Origin of the sequence: Bacillus sp. PAMC28571 (assembly GCF_014250435.1) — a bacterium.
Lineage (GTDB): Bacteria > Bacillota > Bacilli > Bacillales > Bacillaceae > Bacillus > Bacillus safensis.
Window position 1 is genome coordinate 3,263,676 of record NZ_CP060191.1, and the last position, 19,543, is coordinate 3,283,218.

Consider the following 19,543-nt stretch of genomic DNA (forward strand, 5'->3'; position numbering starts at 1 on the left):
CCAACTTAACCCCTCCCTTTCTTTTTTAATAAATAGAGGAAGAAAGGTGCACCAATACAGGCAAGCAGAATACCAACAGGCAGTTCAACCGGTGTAAACCATACCCGTGCTGCTGTATCAGCAAAGACCACAAGTACGCCGCCGCCAAGCATTGAGATCGGCAGCAGGTAACGGTAGTCATCTCCAATTAAAAGGCGGATAAAATGAGGGACGACAAGACCGACAAATCCAATTAAACCGCTCACGCTTACAGCTGCACCCGCCAAAAGCGCCGCAAGTGCAATTAAGAAAAATCGGGTTCGCTCGACTCTAAGGCCGAGCAGCTGTGCTGACTCATCACCAAGCAAAAGAAGATTTGCTGGCTTGATCGCAAAAAAACAAAGACACAATCCAGCAATCGCATAAGGTGACACAAAGCTCAGGTGATGCCAGCTCCGTCCATTTAATCCTCCTGATAAAAAAGGCAGAACAGCCTGCACACGCTCACTATAAAGCACCATAAATCCATTCATGACTGCACCAAGCAGGGCATTAACTGCCACACCCGCTAGAATCAATTTCAGTGGTGAAACCCCTTGATCGAACGACAATATATACACAACAAGTGCAGCTAATAAAGCGCCAAGGAAGGCAGCCGCTGGAAGCAGATATGTGAATTGAGGAAACACAATCATGCTGAGTACAGCAGCTAACCCACCGCCAGCAGTCACACCGATGATCCCGGGGTCAGCGAGTGGATTTCGGACGACTCCTTGTAAAATTGCCCCTGATGCTGCGAGACAGGCCCCAACGATGAAACCTATGAGAACGCGCGGCAGACGTAAATCCATGACGATTTTTTCATGGACTGGCTGGCCTGATCCCGTCAAAGCAGCGATCAAATCTGGCAGCGATAATTGAACAGAACCTAATGCAAGCCCTAGACATATGCCCACACCTAGCGAGAAAAGCAGTCCCGGTATCAGCCATCTTCGTCTCGACTGTCTTTTTTGAAAATCTAACTCTGCATTCACCTTCATGATGACAATCGCTTCAATCTCTTCTCTAGTTCATCAATCGCCTTTATAACGTCTGCGCCTGGGTTCGTCCCGAATAAATCACTAGGCAGAATCTCCACGCGGTCATTCTTGACAGCTGATACGTCGTGCCATGCTGCATTCTGTTTCATTTCACTCATAAAGCCCGCTTTCACATCGTCAGGATTGCTGTGTGTCATGAGCAGAATGAAATCGGGATCGGCTTCGATCACCTTTTCTGCATTAATTTGGGCGTATTGAGGAAATTTTTCGAGTGCCGGTTCATTCTCAGCAATGTTTGCGCCCCCGGCGATGTGCAGCAAATCTCCGCTTAAGGATTGAGGAAGTGCCGCCATATATGTGCCAGGTGCACCGTACACAACGAGTGTTTTCACTTTTTTCTTAGGCTGCTTGACCTGCTTTTTTCGCTCATCAATTTGATCATTGAGTGCTTTAGCCTTTTGCTGCTTTCCGAGCAACTCCCCAAATAATGAGATTTGGCGCTGGATGTCCTTCACTGAATTGGCACTTGTCAAAAGAAGCTGTGAATCAATTCCTTCTATTGTAGAGATGTCCTTGCTGTTTAATTGTTCATTTCCAAGCACTACATCAGGCTTTAAGCTTGTGATCAGCTCTACATCAAATTGATGCGTTGTGCCAATCGTTTGTACGGATTTTGCCTTTTGTAAGCTGTCTGGTAACTCGGCGGTTGGCCGTCCAACCGCCTCACCGCCTAATGCGTACAGAATACTCATGTCCCCGGTCGACAATGCGATGATACGCTGAGGGGATTCATCAAACGACAGCGTTCTTCCGGTAAAATCCTTTATCTTCAGTGCTCCTTGCCCGCTCCCTTTCTCTACAGGTGCTGCCTGACTGCATCCACCGAGGAGAAGCATCAAGACGAGTCCTGCCAAGATCACATGTGAAAATTTCAACCGCCTGTCTCTCCTTTTCTAGTAAACTTTCTTTAGCTTTGCCTGTACCACGAGACGCCCGTTTTTAGGTGCAAGCACATGATCACAGGTCGATAAAGTGAGGATGAGGTCATCTGTGGACACGTCTGTCTTCGTTTGATAGATTGATTTCTTCCGCACAGCTTGCAAGTAGTGCGCATATTCGCCAAGATCTTGAAAATCGGTTTGAATATAGTCGAAGTCAACCGTCGTTTCATACACAGCAAAAATCTCCGCTTCATAGCTTTGATACAGCGTATCGTACTGAAATGTCCGGTGCTCTTGGAAGAAATCTTTTTTTAGATAGTTTGTGAGTCCAGCGAACATGGATCCATCCCTCATCCGATGGCCGTACACCACTGTATTTGGGCTTTCATGCAGGACATCATTACGATAATCCATAAAGATACTGCCTGCCCGGGTGTCGTTTTTTAAATAATTGCGAGTTAAGTAGAACGCATTATCGTGAGATTGAACAATCGGATACTGAATCATCGTATCCTCCATATTGATCCAGCCGACAATGTCCTCATTCACCTTCCGCAGCTCATCAAATGACGAACGGATCTTTCCCGTCTCCCGTTTTTCATTCATTTCTTCATGTCCATACATCGTCTGGGCCTTTGCAAGCACCTGGCGATTTTGATAATAACCGAAAAGTTCGAAGCCGATGGCTGTCCCGCTATAAATCAATACGCCTAAACAAACGATCGTCAGCATCCGCTGCCAAAGCCGTTTTCCTCGTTTCACACTGTCTCACCTGCTTTTTGCCCAGCTTATATACCAACAGGCACGATGTACATCCCTGTTTCTGCATCCTGTCTAATCGTGACGGACACATCATAAATGTGACGCACGTTTTCCTCTGTTAACACATCGTTTGGCTGTCCTTCACTGATAACCTGTCCATCCTTCATCGCTATGATAATATCGCTGTAGCGGACAGCCTGATTCATGTCGTGCAGCACCATGACAATCGTTAATCCATGCACGGCATTCAGTTCACGGATCAGCTCAAGAATGTCAAATTGATAGTAAATATCCAAATAAGTTGTCGGTTCATCTAAGAAAAGGATCGGTGTTTTTTGCGCAAGTGCCATCGCAATCCATACACGCTGCCGCTCTCCACCTGACAGTGAGGCGAGCGGCACCTTTCGTTTGTCTGTTAGCTTTGTACTGGACAGCGCCCACTCTATCGCTCTCTCATCCTCTTCCTTGTCTCCTCCGCGCATCGTCTGGTACGGCGTTCTGCCGAATGCCACGACCCGTTCGATCGTTAAATCAAGCGGCGCTTCATTTTGCTGATGGACGACAGCGAGCTTTTTTGCCAGCTCCTTTGGCTTGAACGTATTCAGCGTTTGCCCGTCTAAGTGAATTTGCCCTTTATTTGGACAATGATTATTCGCCATTAAGGAAAGCAGTGTGGATTTTCCCGAGCCATTTGGACCGATAATGGTTGTGATTTTCCCCTTTTCAATCTTTGTTGTGACTGATTGAACGATGTCCTTCTGCTGGTCATATGAGAATGACACCTCACGAATGTCCATGGAGACGGTCCCCCCTTCTTAATAAAAAGATCAGAAACGGCCCGCCAATCACGGCCATGATCGTAGAAGCAGGAATCTCATTTGGCGCCACAAGCGTCCTGCCAAGCGTATCAGCCGTCAAAATAAGCAAAGCCCCGCTTAACGCAGAAAATGGAATCAGTACCCGGTGATCCGAGCCGACAAGCCTTCTTGAAATGTGCGGAATGAGCAAGCCGACAAAGGCGATCACGCCCGCTACTGCAGCTGTCACCGCCGCAAGTAAAACGGCTGTGATGGAAATCAAAAGGCGCATTCTGGTCACACGCAATCCTAAATTTTTCGCTGTCTTGTCCTGAAGAGCCAGCAGGTTGCACCACCTGCTGAAGAAGAGTGCAACGACAAGGCCGGCGACACCATAGACACCGATTAAACGGACATCTCCCCACGTTTTCATCGTGAGATTCGACTGTCCCGACTGATTAATCGTGATATTGAAATAGCTGCAAATGGTCACAAATGCTTCAGCCATTCCAGTAAACATGGCATTGATGGCGATCCCAACCAAGATCATGCGGATCGGGCTTAAACCACCCTTCCAAGACAGAACATACACGAGGAAACATGCAATAGCTCCGCCTAATACCGAAAATAAAGGAGAGTAGAAATAAAATTGAGGAAGCGCTGTAATCGCCATTAATGAAAAGAAGCTGGCTCCTGATGAAATGCCAATGACGCCGGCATCAGCTAACGGATTCCTCATGACCGACTGCAGCAGTACACCGGAGACAGATAAGGCGGCCCCTGTAAACATCGCGATAAGCATGCGGGGAATTCTCAAATCTTTAATGATTTCTACCTGTGCATGTTGACCGGTGATGAGCCCTTCTAATAATTCAATTGGGGTGACATGAATGCTCCCAGTAATGGCTGAATAAATAAACACGCAGACCAGTAAGAGACTGACTATCAGAAATAAAATCCCTGTTTTTTTCATCTTGAACGTCCTTTTATCATTAAGATTCGCCGCTTATGACGGATACAACATACGAGTCAATGCATCTAATGCTTCTGCTGCCTTTAAATTGCCTGTTGTCCCGAATAAGCTTTCTTCGAGGTCATACACCCGGTCTTGTTTGACCGCATTAAAATGTTTCCAGATGTCATTTGTTTTAAATTCTTGATCAAACATTTTGACGACTTCATCGGGCATCCCATGTGCGGCCCGGAGAATGATATCTGGATTGGCTTTTTGTAAATATTCCGTATTGGATGCCAAATACTCCATTTTCTCGCCTTCCACAATGTTCTTTCCTCCTGCGATACGCACAAGATCACCAATATATGAATTCTCTGTCGCCACCAAATAACTGCCTGGCACACCAAGCAAAATCAGAACGGACGGCTTGCGTTTTCCTTTCGTCCTCTCTTGAATGTCTTTCTTTTTTTGCTCAAACTCAGACACAATGCGTTCAGCCTGCTTCTTTCTGTCATACTGATCTCCAAGCTTCGTGATGGCCTTCTCCATGTTGGACATGCTCTCAAGATTTAAGTATGTAGCAGGGACACCTGCTTGCTGAAAGGGTGTCTCTAAATCATATTGAAGGGTTGTGACAGACAGGACATCTGTCGGTTGAAGTGATTGGATGATTTCCATGTCCGGGCTCATTGGGTTACCGACTTCCGGCAGTCCTTTGTAACGAGCTGGCAAGGATTTTTGACTTGTTGGCACCCCGACAAGATCCACCTCTAAAGCATCCATGATCTCCGCAGCAGCTACAGTCGTTGCCACAATGCGCTCATTTGATTCAGCGCTTTTTTTGCCTTTTACTGAGCTTTCATCTGACTGTGAGCAGCCCGATAAGATCATGCACACACTGAAGGTGAAGGCAGCGATCAAGGTACATAATATTCGATGCTTCAAAAACAGAAGCCCCCTTTCGAAAAAAGAGAGTGGATGCGCCGAGGTAAAAGGCGCATCTCACTTAAAATAAAACGAACTATCTTGTCCGTGTTTGATATTTTCTAACGAGTACGAATAACGAAGCGCCGAATAAAAGAATATACACCCAAAGAAGAGAGGTATCTCCCGTTTTCGGATTCAGCTGTCCAGACTCAGATTTGGTTTGATCATCTGATGGCGTAAATGTCATCTGCTCCGCACCCGTTTCCTCAGGTGCTGCATTCTCAAGTTGATTTGTTTGAGAATCGTGATCATTTGGATTTTTGACAAAGCCGATACTCTCATCGTCTCCAATGACCGTTGAAATTCCGCTTCCCTCACCAGGAGCGATTCCTTTTGTGTCATAGACAAGTTTGACATCGTACTGCTCATGGTAGTTTGCAGCTGGAATATCAATCTTTACGCGTGCAGCCTGAGCTCCACTTAAACTTTTTGCTTCATATTGAATAACGCGTGTATCTGCTTTTTGATCTGTTTTCGCAACAAGAGTCTCTTCAAACTTTCCGCCTGTTCCTACTTGGAATGACGTGATGGCTGAGCTGTTCTTCACTGTATATGAAACGAAATGGCGGCCATTTTTTACAACCAGTGTCGCAGGACTCACGACGTAATCGTTCATGCGAGAAAGCTCATCCTTGTCTGCTTTCTTCATTGAGAAAGGAAGCTTGTATACACCATCTTTTAGCTGAGCCGTCTCTTGATTTGCTCCGCCGTTATTTGTTTCTGTTGTTGGTGTGTTTGGTTTTGGTGTTTCTGGTGCAGCTGGTTTTTCTTCCTCTACCACCTGCCCGTCCTTCACTGGAGCGATACTCTTTGTATCAAATTGAAAACGAATATCGTAGGTTTGGTCATAGTTAGCGGCTGCTACTACAATGTGTACTTTTCCTTTGACCTCGTTTTTCAAATCATCTACATCAAATGAAACCACTCTTGTATTCTTTGCTTCATCCTTGCTGACTGTTTTGGCTTCTTGATAAGAACCGTTTTTCTCTGTTTTTAAAGAAGCGACAGACTTATGGTCCTTCACCGTAAAGGAAATGGTTTGCTTTCCATTTTTGACAGTTAAGGATGCAGGGTGTGAGAAGTAATCACTCATTCGAGATGCCTCATCCGTATCCCCTTTTAGCACACTGTAATTAATACGATATACGCCATCTTTTAATTGATTTTGTGCAGAATCATCTGGTTTTGTGCCATTGTTATTGCCTGGTGTTGTCGGTTGATCGTCTGGTTTTGTACCGTTTTGGTCATCCGGCTTTGTTTCGTTATCGTCTGGCTTTGTACCGTTTTGGTCATCCGGCTTTGTTTCGTTATCGTCTGGCTTTGTACCGTTTTGGTCATCTGGCTTTGTTTCATTATCGTCTGGTTTTGCAGGCGTAACGAGTGTTAGGCTGCTTTGATCAAATGCAAGCTGTACGTCATATGCTTCGTCATAAATAAAGCCGCCTAAATCCCAGTAAATTTTCACCCAGCCGTTTAATTTTGCTGATAAGTCGTCGACATTAAATTTGATCACACGTGTATTGGCTGTTTCGTCCTCACTGAACGTTTCAGTGGTAACGAGAGCACCATTTTGTTCGACCTTGAAATCTGTTATTTCTTTGCTTTGCTTCAGTGTGACATAGGCTGTTTTCTTGCCATTTTCCACAATCAGCTTAGCTGGCTTTTCTGTATAGGTATCCATCATGGACGCTTCTGTGCTGCCATTTTTTAAAATGGTGAATCCGACTGTGTATTCACCATCAACGAATGATGCCGCTTGAGCTGTTCCTTGAGGAATCTGAAACGCAGTCAACAAACTGAATAAAACGAGCAGAATGGCTGCCTTTAGATGAAAAAGACGTTTCAAATGGTGACACTTCCTTCCGTTAATGCTTGATGATCCACTTTCTTGCTAAAAACCCGCCTGAACATAAGACAAGCACAAGGAGCCATCCTATTTGGCTTGTATCACCAGTTTGAGGATTTTCTTCTTGTTTCGTTGTGGATGAATCAGCTTTGTTCGTTGATTCTTTTGATGGCTGCTGACTTTCTGCTGCACCCGCTGATTGATTTGCACTGTTAGAAGAAAGTGACTTGATGCTGCTTTCATCAAATTTCAGCTGAATGGTGTAATCATGATCATAATCAGCAGATTTCACAGTGACATGAATTTTTGACGTGATTGGTTTAGACAAGCTTTGAGCCTGGAACTGAACGAGCCTTGTATTGGCTTTTTTATTTGTTGAGAGAACGGTTGTATCGACATAGCCGCCATTTCCTGGTACTTTAAATTCCGTTACCCAGCTGCTATTTTTAATCGTCATTTGCACTGTCAGGTTCCCATTTTTCACTATCACTTTTGCTGGTTTTAGCCAGTAATCATTTGCCATTGAGACCGCATTTCCTTCAGCTTTCAGCACTGTATAATTGACGGAGTATGTACCATCCTTTAATGCGGCAGCCTGTGCGTTTGAAAAAGGCAGCATAAGTGCCAGTAAAAAAACCGCCATGAAGACTGACAGCCTCATTCTTTTTTTCATCAAGCGAATTTCCTCCCTTTCTATTGAACAGATGCCGCATCAAACTTGAGACGAATGTCGTAATTGCCTGTATATCCGATAACCGGTACAGTCACACTCACTTTTGCTGGTACGACCTCAGTCAGGCTGTTCACATTGAATTCTACTGTCCTCTTATTCGCAGCTGTATTTGTACTAATCACCTTCGCATCTTTGTAGACACCTTGATCGAACGTTTTAAAGCTTGTGATCCAAGAGCTATTCGTTAACGTGACTTGCGCTTTGATTTTTCCATCCTTTACGACAAGCTTGGCTGGTTTTTCGAAATACGTATTCGCTGTTGAAGTCGAATCGCTATCAGCCTTCCATACCACATATTGCGCTGAATATTGACCATCTGCTAAGCCAGCTGCTGAGGCTGAGCTAACAGGAGCTAGAGCAAATAATAAAACAAAACTAAGGAATAATAATACGGGTGATGTTGAACGAATGACTTTCACGTGAGCCCTCCTAAATGATATTGATAATTATTCTCAATAGACAATAAAAAAAATAACCTTCATAAGTGCTGGAACACACTTATAGATGATTATGATAATCATTATCAATTGAGTTGAAAAAATAAATCTTTGCTTCCTAAAGTCAAAGATGTCTGCTTCTAAATGATGGATTGATAAGAGTTTTAGGCAATCTGTCCCATTCATAATACCATGGCATAACCTCCATTCCATTACAGGGAAAAGAACCCTCTTCTCCTTGATATTATATAATGGGTGAAATAATTGTCAATATCATTTTTCATACTATTGTCTTAGTTTTCTGGAAAATCACACAAAAAAATTTCGATCAGACACACTGATCGAAATGGATTAAGAAGGAACATGTTCCTCCATTTTGCTGTTTTTACGCTCTAAAGACCAAGCATACATTTCACGAATAATCGGTTCAATTTTCTTCCCTTGCACCGTTAATTCGTATTCAATCCGCACTGGAATGTCGGGGTATACTTTTTTCTCAACAAGTCCCTCAGCTTCTAAATCCTTCAGCCTTTCTGATAGTAATCTTCCGCTGATGTTCATTTCATTTTCAAGCTGACAAAAACGCTTAGGCCCTGTCAGAAGCTGATTGATGATGAGAATGACCCACTTCTTGCCTAGAATCTCCATGGCATCTGTAATTGGGCAGCCATCTACTTGAGCCATATCTTACTCCCTCCTGCTTTTTTCTCTTTTTTTCATTATAACATAATTAATTACTTGAAATAAGTCACTAACTATTATATAGTTTAGTTACTAAAAGTAACAAGGTATTCATTTTTTATAGATTTTCAAAAACATTTGAACATGCCGATGCATATATCATGAAGGAGATGACCGAGCTTGAAGACAATTGAGCAGCTAAGGCTGGGTGTGACAGAATTACATGTGTCCAGCTTTGATCGTTCTTTACCTTTTTATACAGACATTTTAGGATTTTCTATATTAGAAAAAACAGATTCTACGGTGACACTTGGCAGCAATGCAAAGGAACCGATTCTTTTGTTAAAAGAAGATGCACAGCTCAAAGAAAAGCCTGATCATGAGCCAGGACTTTATCATTTTGCTGTTTTATTACCTGCCAGAAAAAACCTGGGCACATGGCTGGCACATGTGATCAAAAAAGGCTATCCTTTAATTGGAGCAAGCGATCACTTTTTCAGTGAAGCCATTTATTTAAGTGATCCTGACGGCATTGGCGTAGAAATTTATGCGGACCGTCCTCAGGACATTTGGGTAGGTGAGCATGGAGAACTGAAAGGTGGCGGAAATTCACCGCTTGATGGAGATGGACTCCTGCAGGAAGCCGCTGATACCACATGGGAAGGACTCCCTGCGGGCACAGTGATGGGACACTTGCATTTCCATCTCAACCCAGAAGAAGCAGATCCTTTTTATGTCCATACGCTCGGTTTTCATATCCGAATGGCTCCACCAGCAAGCCTATTTATCGCGGCTGGTGTGTACCACCACCACCTTGCCTTTAATGCATGGGGACGCGGACGAAAAGGAGCCATTGATCCACGTTTCTCAGGAATTAGAAGCTATACACTGGTTTTCCCAGAAGAAGCAGACAGACAATCCGTCATCGAACGCCTGACAAAAGCAGGCACCCAAGTCAACACGACAGGAAAAAGCAGCGAATTTGTTGATCCATTTGGCGTTCTCGTTCGTTTACAGATTGAAGAAACAGACTAAAAAGAAGGTGCAGAATATGGACAAACACACAGAGCTTAAAACAGCCATATTAAAAGATAAAATCAAACGAGTACAGCAAGAAGACGGGTATATATATATCACTGGACCCATTAAACTCCCAGTGAATTTAGACGGCAGAACCGTCATGTTTAACTGGTATTCATGGTTAAAAGATGATGGAAAAGAGCCATTGTCGGATGAAGCTTTAATTGAAAGCCTCTCGTCCCGCCAGCTTGCTGATCATCAGCAGTCAAGCGTTCTTGTATATGGGGATTTTGAGCATGCTGACGAAGCTCTTATCCGCATGCATTCCATTTGCCACACTGGCGATATTTTCGGAAGCAAGCGCTGCGACTGCGGATTCCAATTGAAGCAGTCTATGCGAATGATTGAGGACAATGGAGCAGGAGCCCTGTTTTACTTAGCCAATCATGAAGGCCGCGGCATTGGTCTTTTCAGTAAAGCCATGGCTTATATTCTTCAAGAAAACGGCTATGATACAGTAGAAGCGAACGAAGCACTTGGTTTTGAAGATGACACACGTCAATACGAAGAAGCCATTGCCGTTCTTCAAACACTTCGTACAAAGCCGGTCAGACTCATTACCAATAACCCGAAAAAGACAGATGCGATCAGCCATGCAGGTTTATCTCTTTCTGGACGCATTCCGCTTTGGGGAGATGTCTCTGAATTTAACGAAAAATACTTGCAGACAAAAATCAACCGCTCAGGTCACATGAAGGCGGAGCAAGAGGTGCGTACGATTGCCACATCATGAGCGATATATGAAGCTAGCCCTTGATAATGCACGGGCAATGAAAGGTCAGACATCTCCGAACCCGCTCGTCGGGGCTGTGATTGTGCGAGAGAATGAAATTGTTGGAGTCGGTGCTCATATGAAAGCCGGTGAACCGCATGCTGAAATTCATGCACTTAACATGGCCGGGGACAAGGCAAAAGGAGCCACGATTTATGTGACCCTTGAGCCTTGCTCCCACCATGGACGTACAGGCCCTTGTGCGGAAGCGCTTGTAAAAGCCGGCGTCGAAACTGTTGTCGTGGCAGCACTTGATCCGAATCCGCTTGTCGCTGGCCGCGGGATTGCCATTTTACAAGACGCGGGTATCCAAGTCATCACGGGCGTACTTGAACAGGAATCCATTTTGATGAATGAAGTATTTAATCACTTTATTACGAAAAAAACACCTTTTGTGACGCTCAAAGCGGGCATTACCTTAGATGGGAAAATCGCCTCTTCCACGTCTGACAGCAAGTGGATTACATCTGAGACATCCCGTTATGATGCTCACCATATCCGCAGTATCAATGATGCGATTTTGGTCGGTGCTCAAACCGTCATTCACGATGACCCTTCATTAACTGCGCGGATTCCAAATGGAAACAATCCGATTCGAATTGTCTTAGACTCAAAGCTGTCAACACCACTGACAGCAAAGATCGTCACCGATCAGATGGCACCTACATGGATTTTTACAACAAAGCAAGCCGATGAGGAAAAACGAGCGGCCTTAGAAGAAGCTGGCGTTCGTGTCTTCATGACAGACAGCGACACGCGGGTGCCCCTGCAGGAAGTGCTTCAAGTGCTGGGAGAAAAAAATATCTCCTCTCTCATGATTGAAGGCGGCGGCCAGATTAACGCCTCGTTCTTAGAACAGCAGCTTGTAGATAAATTGGTCATCTATATGGCGCCTAAGCTCATTGGCGGACGACTTTCCCCTTCCTTTTTCGGAGGCGAAGGCATACGCCTCATGAGTGATGCCATTGAACTGGATCAACTCACCGTGGAACCACTTGGAAAAGATATTAAAATAACGGGCTATCCCGTTTATCAATAACAAGTAGGCTGTCGAGGAAATCTCGACAGCCTTATTTTTGTCTTCTAGTCTCTTCTCTCTAAAAACTCAATTCGATTCCCAAAAGGATCTTCTACATAAAACCGATTGGCACCCTCCAATGGCTCATCTTCTTTTATACTAATCTGATGCTTCAATAATACCTCTTTTAATTCCGATAGGCTCTTTACAAGAAAAGCTGGATGAGCTTTCTTTGCAGCTTGAAAATGTTCCTGAATGCCAATGTGAAGCTGATGATGACCGCATTGGAACCAGACACCTCCGCGTTTAGCTAAATTACTAGGCTTAGGTATTTCTTTCATCCCTAAAATTTCGCCAAAAAACAAACGAGCTTTCTCTTCACTGCCTTTTGGGGCAGCTAGTTGAACATGGTCGATTCCAAAAAAGTTTGACATATTCCCTCTCCCTTTCTTTTCTCAATTGGTTTTTCTATGTAGGGTTTCTTAAGTTTTGCGTTGCTGAGCAATATTTGATTGTTACTTCATTGGCGGGCTTGATACTTTGAGTCTTTCATTGAGGTGTTTCTTACGATGTAGGGTTTGAATGACAATTTTAAAAAACAGAACTCCCCTGGTCATGAAAGTTCTGTCTATCTAAGTGTCTCTTATAATAACAGTTGAAACCAAGACATATCATGTCAAGGTGTATGGGCGGTGATTCATTTTGGTGAAACTTGTCGTAAAATGTTTCATGTGAAACATTGATCGTTACTTCCCTTCGACCAGCCTGCCAAAGCTTTCTGGTGAAAGTCCCGGTGAAATGCGGACGCGGTGCAAGGACATCATGCCTTGTTCCTTCTTCGCATGTCCTGGTTCAGTGGTGACAGCCATTTGATATCCAGCATCCTTCGCCAGCTTCAACGTCTCTTCATTATAGCGCCCGACAGGATAGCTGACCATTCTCGTACGCTGAGAAAACCGCTGATCGAAGAATGTCTTTGATCCTTTTAACTCTTCTTCCTGCTGCTGTTTTGATAATCGATTGAGCTCTAAATGATGAATCGTATGACTCTCAATCGATATCCCATGTGCCATCATCTCATCCATTTGCTCATCCGTTAAGTGATTTGGACGGCCAATGGATTGCTCAATCATGAAAATCGTTGCTTTCATTCCATACTGCTTTAAAATTGGAAATGCCTTTGTATAGTTATCCGTATATCCATCATCAAATGTAATGAGGACACTCTTCTTACTTGGCATCGAATTTGTTGTGAAAACGCGGTACGCCTCTTCTGGCGACAGTGTGACATAGTCATTGTCCTTCAGCCATTTCATATGAGATGCAAATTCGCTCTTAGGCACACGTAACGAGTTGCCGCTTGAGATACTATGATACATCAAAATCGGAAGCTCGACCGGCTCCTTTTGCTTCATCCAGGTTTTTGTCTCTATCACTGCCGTTTCTTTTTTCTGCTGAATCTCTTTTGTTTGTAATGGACCCTTTTCCTCTTTGACGACTTGCTGGCTTCCTTCCGCCTGCTCTTTCATTCCCATACAGCCCGAAATGAGCAGCAGCATAAGACCAATCGTCATCAGCCTACATGTTTTCTTCATTCACCAATCCTGCTTTCTCTTTATCTACCGAATGATTATAACAGAAATTGGTTATTCATTGACAACTATTTTGACAGGGTATTCATTTTTTTACACATTTCGATCATTTCGATGGCGAGCAGATGAATGGTCTCTGTTGTGAGCATTTGATCTTCTGCGTGTATGAGCAGTAAAGAAAACGGAAGCTGTTCACCTGCCGCTTCTTTTTGAATCAGCGACAAGTGCAGATTGTGGATGCTTCGAAAGGCTTCCTCCCCTTTTTCGATCAACTGCTGCGCTTTTTCAAAATCATCAGCTCTTGCTAGACGAATCGCTTCTACATAATGACTTCTTGCCTCGCCTGCATGGGCAATGATTTGAAAGGCTGCTCCCTGCATTTCCTCTAATACCGTCATCTGCTTCTCCTCCAATTATTCAAGATTCATTTGCTAGTGTCAGTGCATGCTCTAGAATTTTTTCTCCGTTTGCTGTTCCGTATAATCTCACATTGACGACATCGACAGGGATTTGATAAGGTGCCGCTGTTTTTTCTGCTGCTTTTTTCATAAAACTAACTTGCGGTCCAAGTAAAATCGCCTGTACATCCTCTCCATGCTCTTCTAGTTCATCCGCAATGGCTCCTTCAGGTATAGCATAAATATAGTAATCCAGCCCTTTAGCTTCTGCGGCAGCCTTCATTTTGGACACCACAATGGACGTTGACATTCCTGCTGCACAAGCGAGAATGATTCGTTTCATTTCTCATCACTCCTATTGATAAATGACTTCTGTTTCAACCTGCAGTTCCCTTGTTTTGATTAATGTCTGGTACCAATACGCAGATGCTTTCAGCTGACGATTTCGTTCATTCTCCAGCTGGATTTCGACTAATCCGTAGCGGTTTTTAAAGGCATTCATCGGTGAGACATTGTCTGTAAATGCCCAAAGCATATAGCCTGTGCAATTTGATCCTTCTGCTTTCGCTTGAAGTGCCCGCTTCAAATGCTGGCTGATAAATGAAATGCGATACTGATCATCAATGATACCGTCTTCTGTTTTAAACCGTTCTTCCTTTTCGACACCCATGCCATTTTCGGCCACAAACCACTCAATATTTCCGTATTCTTCTTTTATTCTCATCCCCATATCATAGACAATCTTCGGGTAGATTTCCCAGCCTCTGAAAGGATTCATTTTTCTCCCTGGAAGCTCAAACATATCGTAATAATAGGATGGATGAAAAGGTGTTCCTTCGTTCCAAGCCTTACTCGGTGCCTTGACACGATGCGGATAGTACAAGTTAAGCCCAACGACATCCACCGTATGATTCTTGATGATCTGAAGCTCTTCCTCTGTAGAATCGAAAAGAATATCATGCTTTTTCAACACATCGATCAGTTCCTCTGGATACTCCCCTTTGATGGAAGGATCTAAGAACATTCGATTAAAAAACAAGTCATACATACGTGCCGCTTCTTGGTCATGCGGGGCAGACGATCTTGCATACGTCACTTCTGGATTGAGAATCACGCCGATTTTGGCTCCTGCCGATTCCTTTAAACCCATCTCCTGAAACAGCTTCACTACTTTTGCTGTCGCTAGTGCTTTATGATAGTTCCACTGCATCCATTTCTTCGTATTTTGCTCAAACGGATATCGGATGGCATCTAGATAAACACGTGTCTGGACAACAATCGGTTCATTAAAACTAAACCAATGCTTGACCCGGTCTCCGTAGCGCTCAAACACCTTTTCTGCATAAAGTACAAACAGCTCGACAACATGCTTTGATGACCATCCGCCGTACTTCTCAAACAAAACGGCAGGAAGCTCATAGTGCTCTAAGCAAAACATTGGTTCTACACCTGCTGCGATTAATTCATTGATCAGATCATCAATGTAACGAGCATAGGCCTCATCCACTATCCCATTCTCGTAATCTATGAGAAACCTCGACCAATTGATCGATGTCCTGTAATGTGTCAGCCCAATCTCTTTCATTAAGGCTACATCTTCAGGGTAGCGCTCGTAAAAGTTTGTCGCACCAGCAGGACCATAGCCTTCGTGCCACACGTGATATCCTTCCTTATACCATAAGTCGATGTACGAGTCCTGATGCGCCCGCTTTCCCTTCCATCCCTCGGTCTGCCAAGCAGAAGCCGCAGCACCTAGGATAAAATCACTTGGAATCTCAATTCTGTTCATGTCGCCGCCTCCCTTTTCTTCGTCTGAATGTTTATTCTGAATCTGGTGCTGCTTCTGGCTTGCGGTTAGACAAGAGAACAAACGGTAAATAGATGAAAACAGCCACCACAATACAGATAAGCTGTGTAATGACAGCGCCCATACTGCCGGCGGTGGACAGCCATGCATTTACAAGCGGCGGTGTCGTCCATGGCACCATCACGACCGCTTTTCCAGCGAATCCTGTAGCCGTCGCAATATACCCAATCGTACCTGTCACAAGCGGCGTGACGATAAATGGAATGGCCATCACAGGGTTTAGCATGACAGGTAATCCAAAAATAACGGGTTCATTGATGTTGAACAGTCCGGGTCCAGATGAGAGCTTGGCAATACTTCGCATCTCTTCCCTTCTCCCAGCAATAAAAATCGCAACCAAAAGACCAATGGTCACACCTGAACCACCGATGCTCATATACACATCCCAAAACGGCATCGTGATGATATTCGGTATCTCTTTTCCCTCTTGAAATGCTGTCATATTCACTGCAATCGATCCTAATAAGAGCGGCTCCCGGATCGGCTTAATCATCTGGTTGCCATGGATGCCGATCACCCAGAAAAATTGCGCCACAAACATCAACGTTAAAATCCCAGGCAGCCCCTGTACAACACTTTCTAACGGACGCTGCACCACGTTATACACTGCTTCATGCAAATAAATGCCTGTCACACGATGAAATGCAAAGCCGAATGAACTAATGATTGTAATTGTAATGATCGATGGGAAAAGTGACGAAAATGATGTTGCCACATTCGACGGAACCGAATCCGGCATCTTGATTTGCAGCCATTTCACCTCGGTCAGCTTACAAAAAATCTCCACAGATACGATCGCAATGATCATCCCTAAAAATAAGCTTTTTGGATCAGAAAATTGTCTTGCCAACACGTCAACAACCTCACGCATCGATCCATCGACTTCAAGAAGAAGTGTCGTTGGAATAACAGATATAAATGAAATCAATGCCATCAATCCTGGGAACAGAGACTTGTGACCGTTGATTTTCCCAAGCTCAATCCCAATGAGGAAAACAGCCCCAATGGTTAAAAAGTTCAGCGTGGCATAATTGATTGCCTTCATAATAGGCTGAAGCTCTGCTAAAAACCTGAATATCTCAAAATGAGCAAGCCCTGTCTCCGGGCCCATGATCATATTCGCCACCAGTACAGCAAAAGCTCCTGTAATGATGATCGGCATCAGTGTGACAAATGCCTGTTTAATCGCCATAATATATTTCTGGTTGGTGATGCGATAAGCCACATGCCCCATGACATCTGCCGCTTTCTCCTTGAAGCTCATGATCCGTCTCCCCCTTTGCAAAAACTCGTGATCATCCTCCTTTTTGATGATATTTTAAAAGCGCTTTCATTAACATCTAATCTTTTTCCTCACAGATGCGGAAATGGGTGCCGCGTTTTTTCATTTGGATGCTCCAATACTTGAAGCGCAGCTGTCAGTTCTTCAAATGAAGCAGCTTTGATGAGTTGTTCCACCACTTCCTTCCGTTCTGTCAGCCGCACAAGAAATTGATAAAGCGACTGTAATTCTTTTTGATACGTCTTCTGGATGCTTAACAAGCATACAACTTGTACTCGATCTTCTCCCCACAGCACCGGTTTTTTCAACGTACAGATCGCACAAAACGTGTCATCTGTTGCCGGTTTAATTGGATGAGGAATCGCAACCAAATGACCGAAAGATGTGGGTGATACTTGCTCTCTTTCAAGCAATAATTGTTCAAACTCGTCTGGGATTCGATGCTGCTCCTTTAGCACGTTCACGAAAAATTGAAGAACCTCTTCCCTTGATTGAAGATCTTGCTGAAAAAATGTCAGCGCCGGACTCACATACCGCAAAACTCCTGTATCCTGTGAATTCTGCACAAAGCGTTTCAGCCGCACAATATCATCGTCACTTAGAATCGTATGTACATCAATGACTGGCACCGGCAATGTATTTTGAAGCGGAATGGTACTAATAATAAAATCAATGCTTCTTAAATCATACAAAGGAAGTTCCCCGACACTTGCAGTTCCAGCGATCTCCAGCCTTCCGTTAAAAGCTGCCGTGAGTTTATAAAGAAGAAGCTGGCTGCTGGCGACACCCGTCGCACACACAATAAGACATGTCTTTCTTACATGCTGTGATTTTGTCCGCTCGATTGCAGCCCCAATATGAAGCGCCAAATATCCGATTTCATCCTCAGGAATTTCAACACCCTCTTTTTCCTTCAGCCATCTGCCCATATAAACACCCGCCTCAAACGCAATGGGATAATGCCTTTTAATGTCTGGTAAATAAGGATTTCGGATGTTCATATCGTATCTAAAGCGATGAATAGCAGAACGCAAATGAAGACTTAAACCAACGATCAGCTCCTTATCAAACTGAATATCAAGTGACATGTGCTCTTCTACATAAGCAAGCAATTGGTGAGTGAAACGAAAATGGTCTTCGTCCAGCAGATGAAATAGCGTATGGCCAGCCTCTCCATATGCCATCATCTTTGCTCCCATTAAGTGAATCGCAATGTACGCCATTTCAGATAACGGAAAATCAATCGCTAATACGCGGCGAATATCTTCTGCCATTTGTTGAGCTACCTGAAAAACTGGCTGCACTTGAATTTCTTTCAATTCCGCTTCTGGCATCTTGACCAGCTTTTTTTCTTCAATTCGTTTGCATGCGATGGCAATGTGGGTCACTAAATTACTTAAACCGATTTCTGATAGATGAAGTCCGGTAGCTTTTGTACGTGAACGCACGATGTCCTGAATCAATTGATACGTTTCTTCAGGTAACAGTGCAGCATTCGCATGCTCCTGCTGAAACACATGCTCTGCCATACAATATCTTAATTTCATTTCATCGCCTGTCAGACGAAGGCCATATTTAGGCCGGTGCGATATAGAAAGTCCATGCAATGAAAACAAGTGCCTGACAGCTTTCAAATCATTTTTCACTGTAGATTCACTCACAAATAATTCCTCTGCCAATCCCTCTAATTTGATATAGTCTTCTGACAGAAGCAGCCTTTTTAATAGATAAGCCACACGGTCCTCAGGCTGATTGGGAATGGACGGTTCCTTTTTCTCATTCCTTTCTCTCAGTGAGGTTTTCAAAAATGTACGAAAGGCTCCATAATCTTCAACGCTCAATGTATACCCTGCCCCGCGTTTAATATGCAGTGCGGCACCATGTTCTTCTAAGATCACTTTAAGCGCTTTCATATCTGTGCGGATGGTTCGTGATGTGACTCCGATCACACGTGCAATTTCTTCACTTGTCAGTTCCTGCTCCGCTTGCATCAATCGTTTCAGAAGCTCCTCCTGACGTAGAGATAGCATGGGCTCTCCTCCCTTGGCATTTACTTTTGCCTATCATCATAAACGAAAATAGAACTCTTTGCCCAGTATTTCTTTCAAATCGGGAACCTAGATATGGCTCATTCGTATGAATATGAAACTAGAGGAGGGATGCTTTTATGTTTGTTGTCATTATCATATTAGCTTTTTTAGGAGCCATCATTGCCAGCTTGTTCGCATCAAATGATAAACGTGCATCTGCTAAGCGTTCTGCACATCATAGCTCAACGACGAGCACTTATACTGATTCGTATACCCATCACGCTTCTGAAGCCTCCTGTGGGAGTGATTCAGGTGACAGCGGCGGTGGTGGATGTGACTAAACAAA

The 19,543-nt window shown here is 44.0% G+C and carries 21 protein-coding genes; 4 read left to right on the forward strand and 17 right to left on the reverse strand.

The genetic code is table 11. The annotated features are described in order from the left end of the window. Positions 1-5: 5 nt before the first annotated feature. The 10 genes from H7F25_RS16550 to H7F25_RS16595 all read right to left on the reverse strand — a co-directional run bounded on the left by H7F25_RS16550 (position 6) and on the right by H7F25_RS16595 (position 9,161). Positions 6-1,019, reverse strand: coding sequence for a FecCD family ABC transporter permease (locus tag H7F25_RS16550; RefSeq protein ID WP_185853943.1), 1,014 nt, complete (start codon positions 1,017-1,019; stop codon positions 6-8). Then, the gene (locus H7F25_RS16555; RefSeq protein WP_185853944.1) at positions 1,016-1,954 is read right to left on the reverse strand and encodes an ABC transporter substrate-binding protein; all 939 of its coding nucleotides are present in this window, start codon (positions 1,952-1,954) and stop codon (positions 1,016-1,018) included. Before H7F25_RS16555 ends, H7F25_RS16550 begins: the two co-directional genes overlap by 4 nt. A gap of 18 nt (positions 1,955-1,972) precedes the next feature. Then, a complete protein-coding gene (srtB, locus tag H7F25_RS16560) occupies positions 1,973-2,722 on the reverse strand; it encodes a class B sortase (protein ID WP_158166035.1) in 750 nt (249 codons plus the stop codon). Positions 2,723-2,748: 26 nt separating this feature from the next. Then, positions 2,749-3,519 carry an ABC transporter ATP-binding protein gene (locus H7F25_RS16565; RefSeq protein WP_024423886.1) on the reverse strand — a complete coding sequence of 257 codons (771 nt, stop codon included), beginning with the start codon at positions 3,517-3,519 and terminating at the stop codon, positions 2,749-2,751. Then, positions 3,506-4,492, reverse strand: a complete 987-nt coding sequence (locus H7F25_RS16570) for a FecCD family ABC transporter permease (RefSeq protein ID WP_024427509.1) — start codon at positions 4,490-4,492, stop codon at positions 3,506-3,508. Before H7F25_RS16570 ends, H7F25_RS16565 begins: the two co-directional genes overlap by 14 nt. 33 nt (positions 4,493-4,525) lie before the next feature. After that, positions 4,526-5,365, reverse strand: a complete 840-nt coding sequence (isdE, locus tag H7F25_RS16575; protein WP_260627238.1) for a heme ABC transporter substrate-binding protein IsdE — start codon at positions 5,363-5,365, stop codon at positions 4,526-4,528. 130 nt (positions 5,366-5,495) lie between these two features. Beyond that, positions 5,496-7,307: an NEAT domain-containing protein gene (locus tag H7F25_RS16580; RefSeq protein WP_185853946.1), complete on the reverse strand. Its 1,812-nt coding sequence runs from the start codon at positions 7,305-7,307 to the stop codon at positions 5,496-5,498. 19 nt (positions 7,308-7,326) lie between these two features. Then, positions 7,327-7,980 (reverse strand): heme uptake protein IsdC, encoded by a 654-nt coding sequence (gene isdC / locus H7F25_RS16585; protein WP_044334420.1) that lies wholly within the window; start codon positions 7,978-7,980, stop codon positions 7,327-7,329. 20 nt (positions 7,981-8,000) lie between these two features. Continuing rightward, positions 8,001-8,459 carry an NEAT domain-containing protein gene (locus tag H7F25_RS16590; protein WP_171464792.1) on the reverse strand — a complete coding sequence of 153 codons (459 nt, stop codon included), beginning with the start codon at positions 8,457-8,459 and terminating at the stop codon, positions 8,001-8,003. Positions 8,460-8,828: 369 nt separating this feature from the next. After that, the gene (locus H7F25_RS16595; RefSeq protein ID WP_025093788.1) at positions 8,829-9,161 is read right to left on the reverse strand and encodes a winged helix-turn-helix transcriptional regulator; all 333 of its coding nucleotides are present in this window, start codon (positions 9,159-9,161) and stop codon (positions 8,829-8,831) included. A 177-nt stretch (positions 9,162-9,338) separates the two neighbouring features. On the opposite strand from H7F25_RS16595, the gene H7F25_RS16600 reads away from it, so the two are divergent. From H7F25_RS16600 to ribD, 3 genes are read left to right on the forward strand one after another with little or no spacing between them, the layout of a single operon-like run. Further along, positions 9,339-10,193, forward strand: coding sequence for a VOC family protein (locus H7F25_RS16600; RefSeq protein ID WP_185853947.1), 855 nt, complete (start codon positions 9,339-9,341; stop codon positions 10,191-10,193). A 16-nt stretch (positions 10,194-10,209) separates the two neighbouring features. Further along, the gene (locus H7F25_RS16605) at positions 10,210-10,971 is read left to right on the forward strand and encodes a GTP cyclohydrolase II (protein WP_024427515.1); all 762 of its coding nucleotides are present in this window, start codon (positions 10,210-10,212) and stop codon (positions 10,969-10,971) included. Further along, positions 10,958-12,049, forward strand: coding sequence for a bifunctional diaminohydroxyphosphoribosylaminopyrimidine deaminase/5-amino-6-(5-phosphoribosylamino)uracil reductase RibD (gene ribD, locus H7F25_RS16610; protein WP_025093787.1), 1,092 nt, complete (start codon positions 10,958-10,960; stop codon positions 12,047-12,049). Before H7F25_RS16605 ends, ribD begins: the two co-directional genes overlap by 14 nt. Positions 12,050-12,093: 44 nt before the next feature. On the opposite strand, the gene H7F25_RS16615 is transcribed toward ribD, so the two are convergent. The 7 genes from H7F25_RS16615 to H7F25_RS16645 form a co-directional block, all read right to left on the reverse strand. After that, positions 12,094-12,462, reverse strand: coding sequence for a VOC family protein (locus H7F25_RS16615; RefSeq protein ID WP_024423896.1), 369 nt, complete (start codon positions 12,460-12,462; stop codon positions 12,094-12,096). A 312-nt stretch (positions 12,463-12,774) separates the two neighbouring features. Next, on the reverse strand, positions 12,775-13,623 hold the full coding sequence (locus tag H7F25_RS16620; RefSeq protein ID WP_103131790.1) for a polysaccharide deacetylase family protein: 849 nt from the start codon (positions 13,621-13,623) through the stop codon (positions 12,775-12,777). A gap of 65 nt (positions 13,624-13,688) precedes the next feature. Then, positions 13,689-14,018, reverse strand: a complete 330-nt coding sequence (locus tag H7F25_RS16625) for a PTS sugar transporter subunit IIA (protein WP_024423898.1) — start codon at positions 14,016-14,018, stop codon at positions 13,689-13,691. 19 nt (positions 14,019-14,037) lie between these two features. Beyond that, positions 14,038-14,361 carry a PTS sugar transporter subunit IIB gene (locus H7F25_RS16630; RefSeq protein WP_024427519.1) on the reverse strand — a complete coding sequence of 108 codons (324 nt, stop codon included), beginning with the start codon at positions 14,359-14,361 and terminating at the stop codon, positions 14,038-14,040. Between the two features lie 12 nt (positions 14,362-14,373). Continuing rightward, positions 14,374-15,807 carry a glycoside hydrolase family 1 protein gene (locus H7F25_RS16635; protein ID WP_125586890.1) on the reverse strand — a complete coding sequence of 478 codons (1,434 nt, stop codon included), beginning with the start codon at positions 15,805-15,807 and terminating at the stop codon, positions 14,374-14,376. A gap of 31 nt (positions 15,808-15,838) precedes the next feature. Further along, a complete protein-coding gene (locus H7F25_RS16640) occupies positions 15,839-17,149 on the reverse strand; it encodes a PTS sugar transporter subunit IIC (RefSeq protein WP_185853948.1) in 1,311 nt (436 codons plus the stop codon). An 89-nt stretch (positions 17,150-17,238) separates the two neighbouring features. Then, a complete protein-coding gene (locus H7F25_RS16645; RefSeq protein ID WP_185853949.1) occupies positions 17,239-19,197 on the reverse strand; it encodes a BglG family transcription antiterminator in 1,959 nt (652 codons plus the stop codon). A 137-nt stretch (positions 19,198-19,334) separates the two neighbouring features. Between H7F25_RS16645 and H7F25_RS16650 the strand changes: the two genes are divergently transcribed. Then, a complete protein-coding gene (locus H7F25_RS16650; RefSeq protein WP_024427523.1) occupies positions 19,335-19,538 on the forward strand; it encodes a hypothetical protein in 204 nt (67 codons plus the stop codon). Positions 19,539-19,543 lie beyond the last annotated feature (5 nt).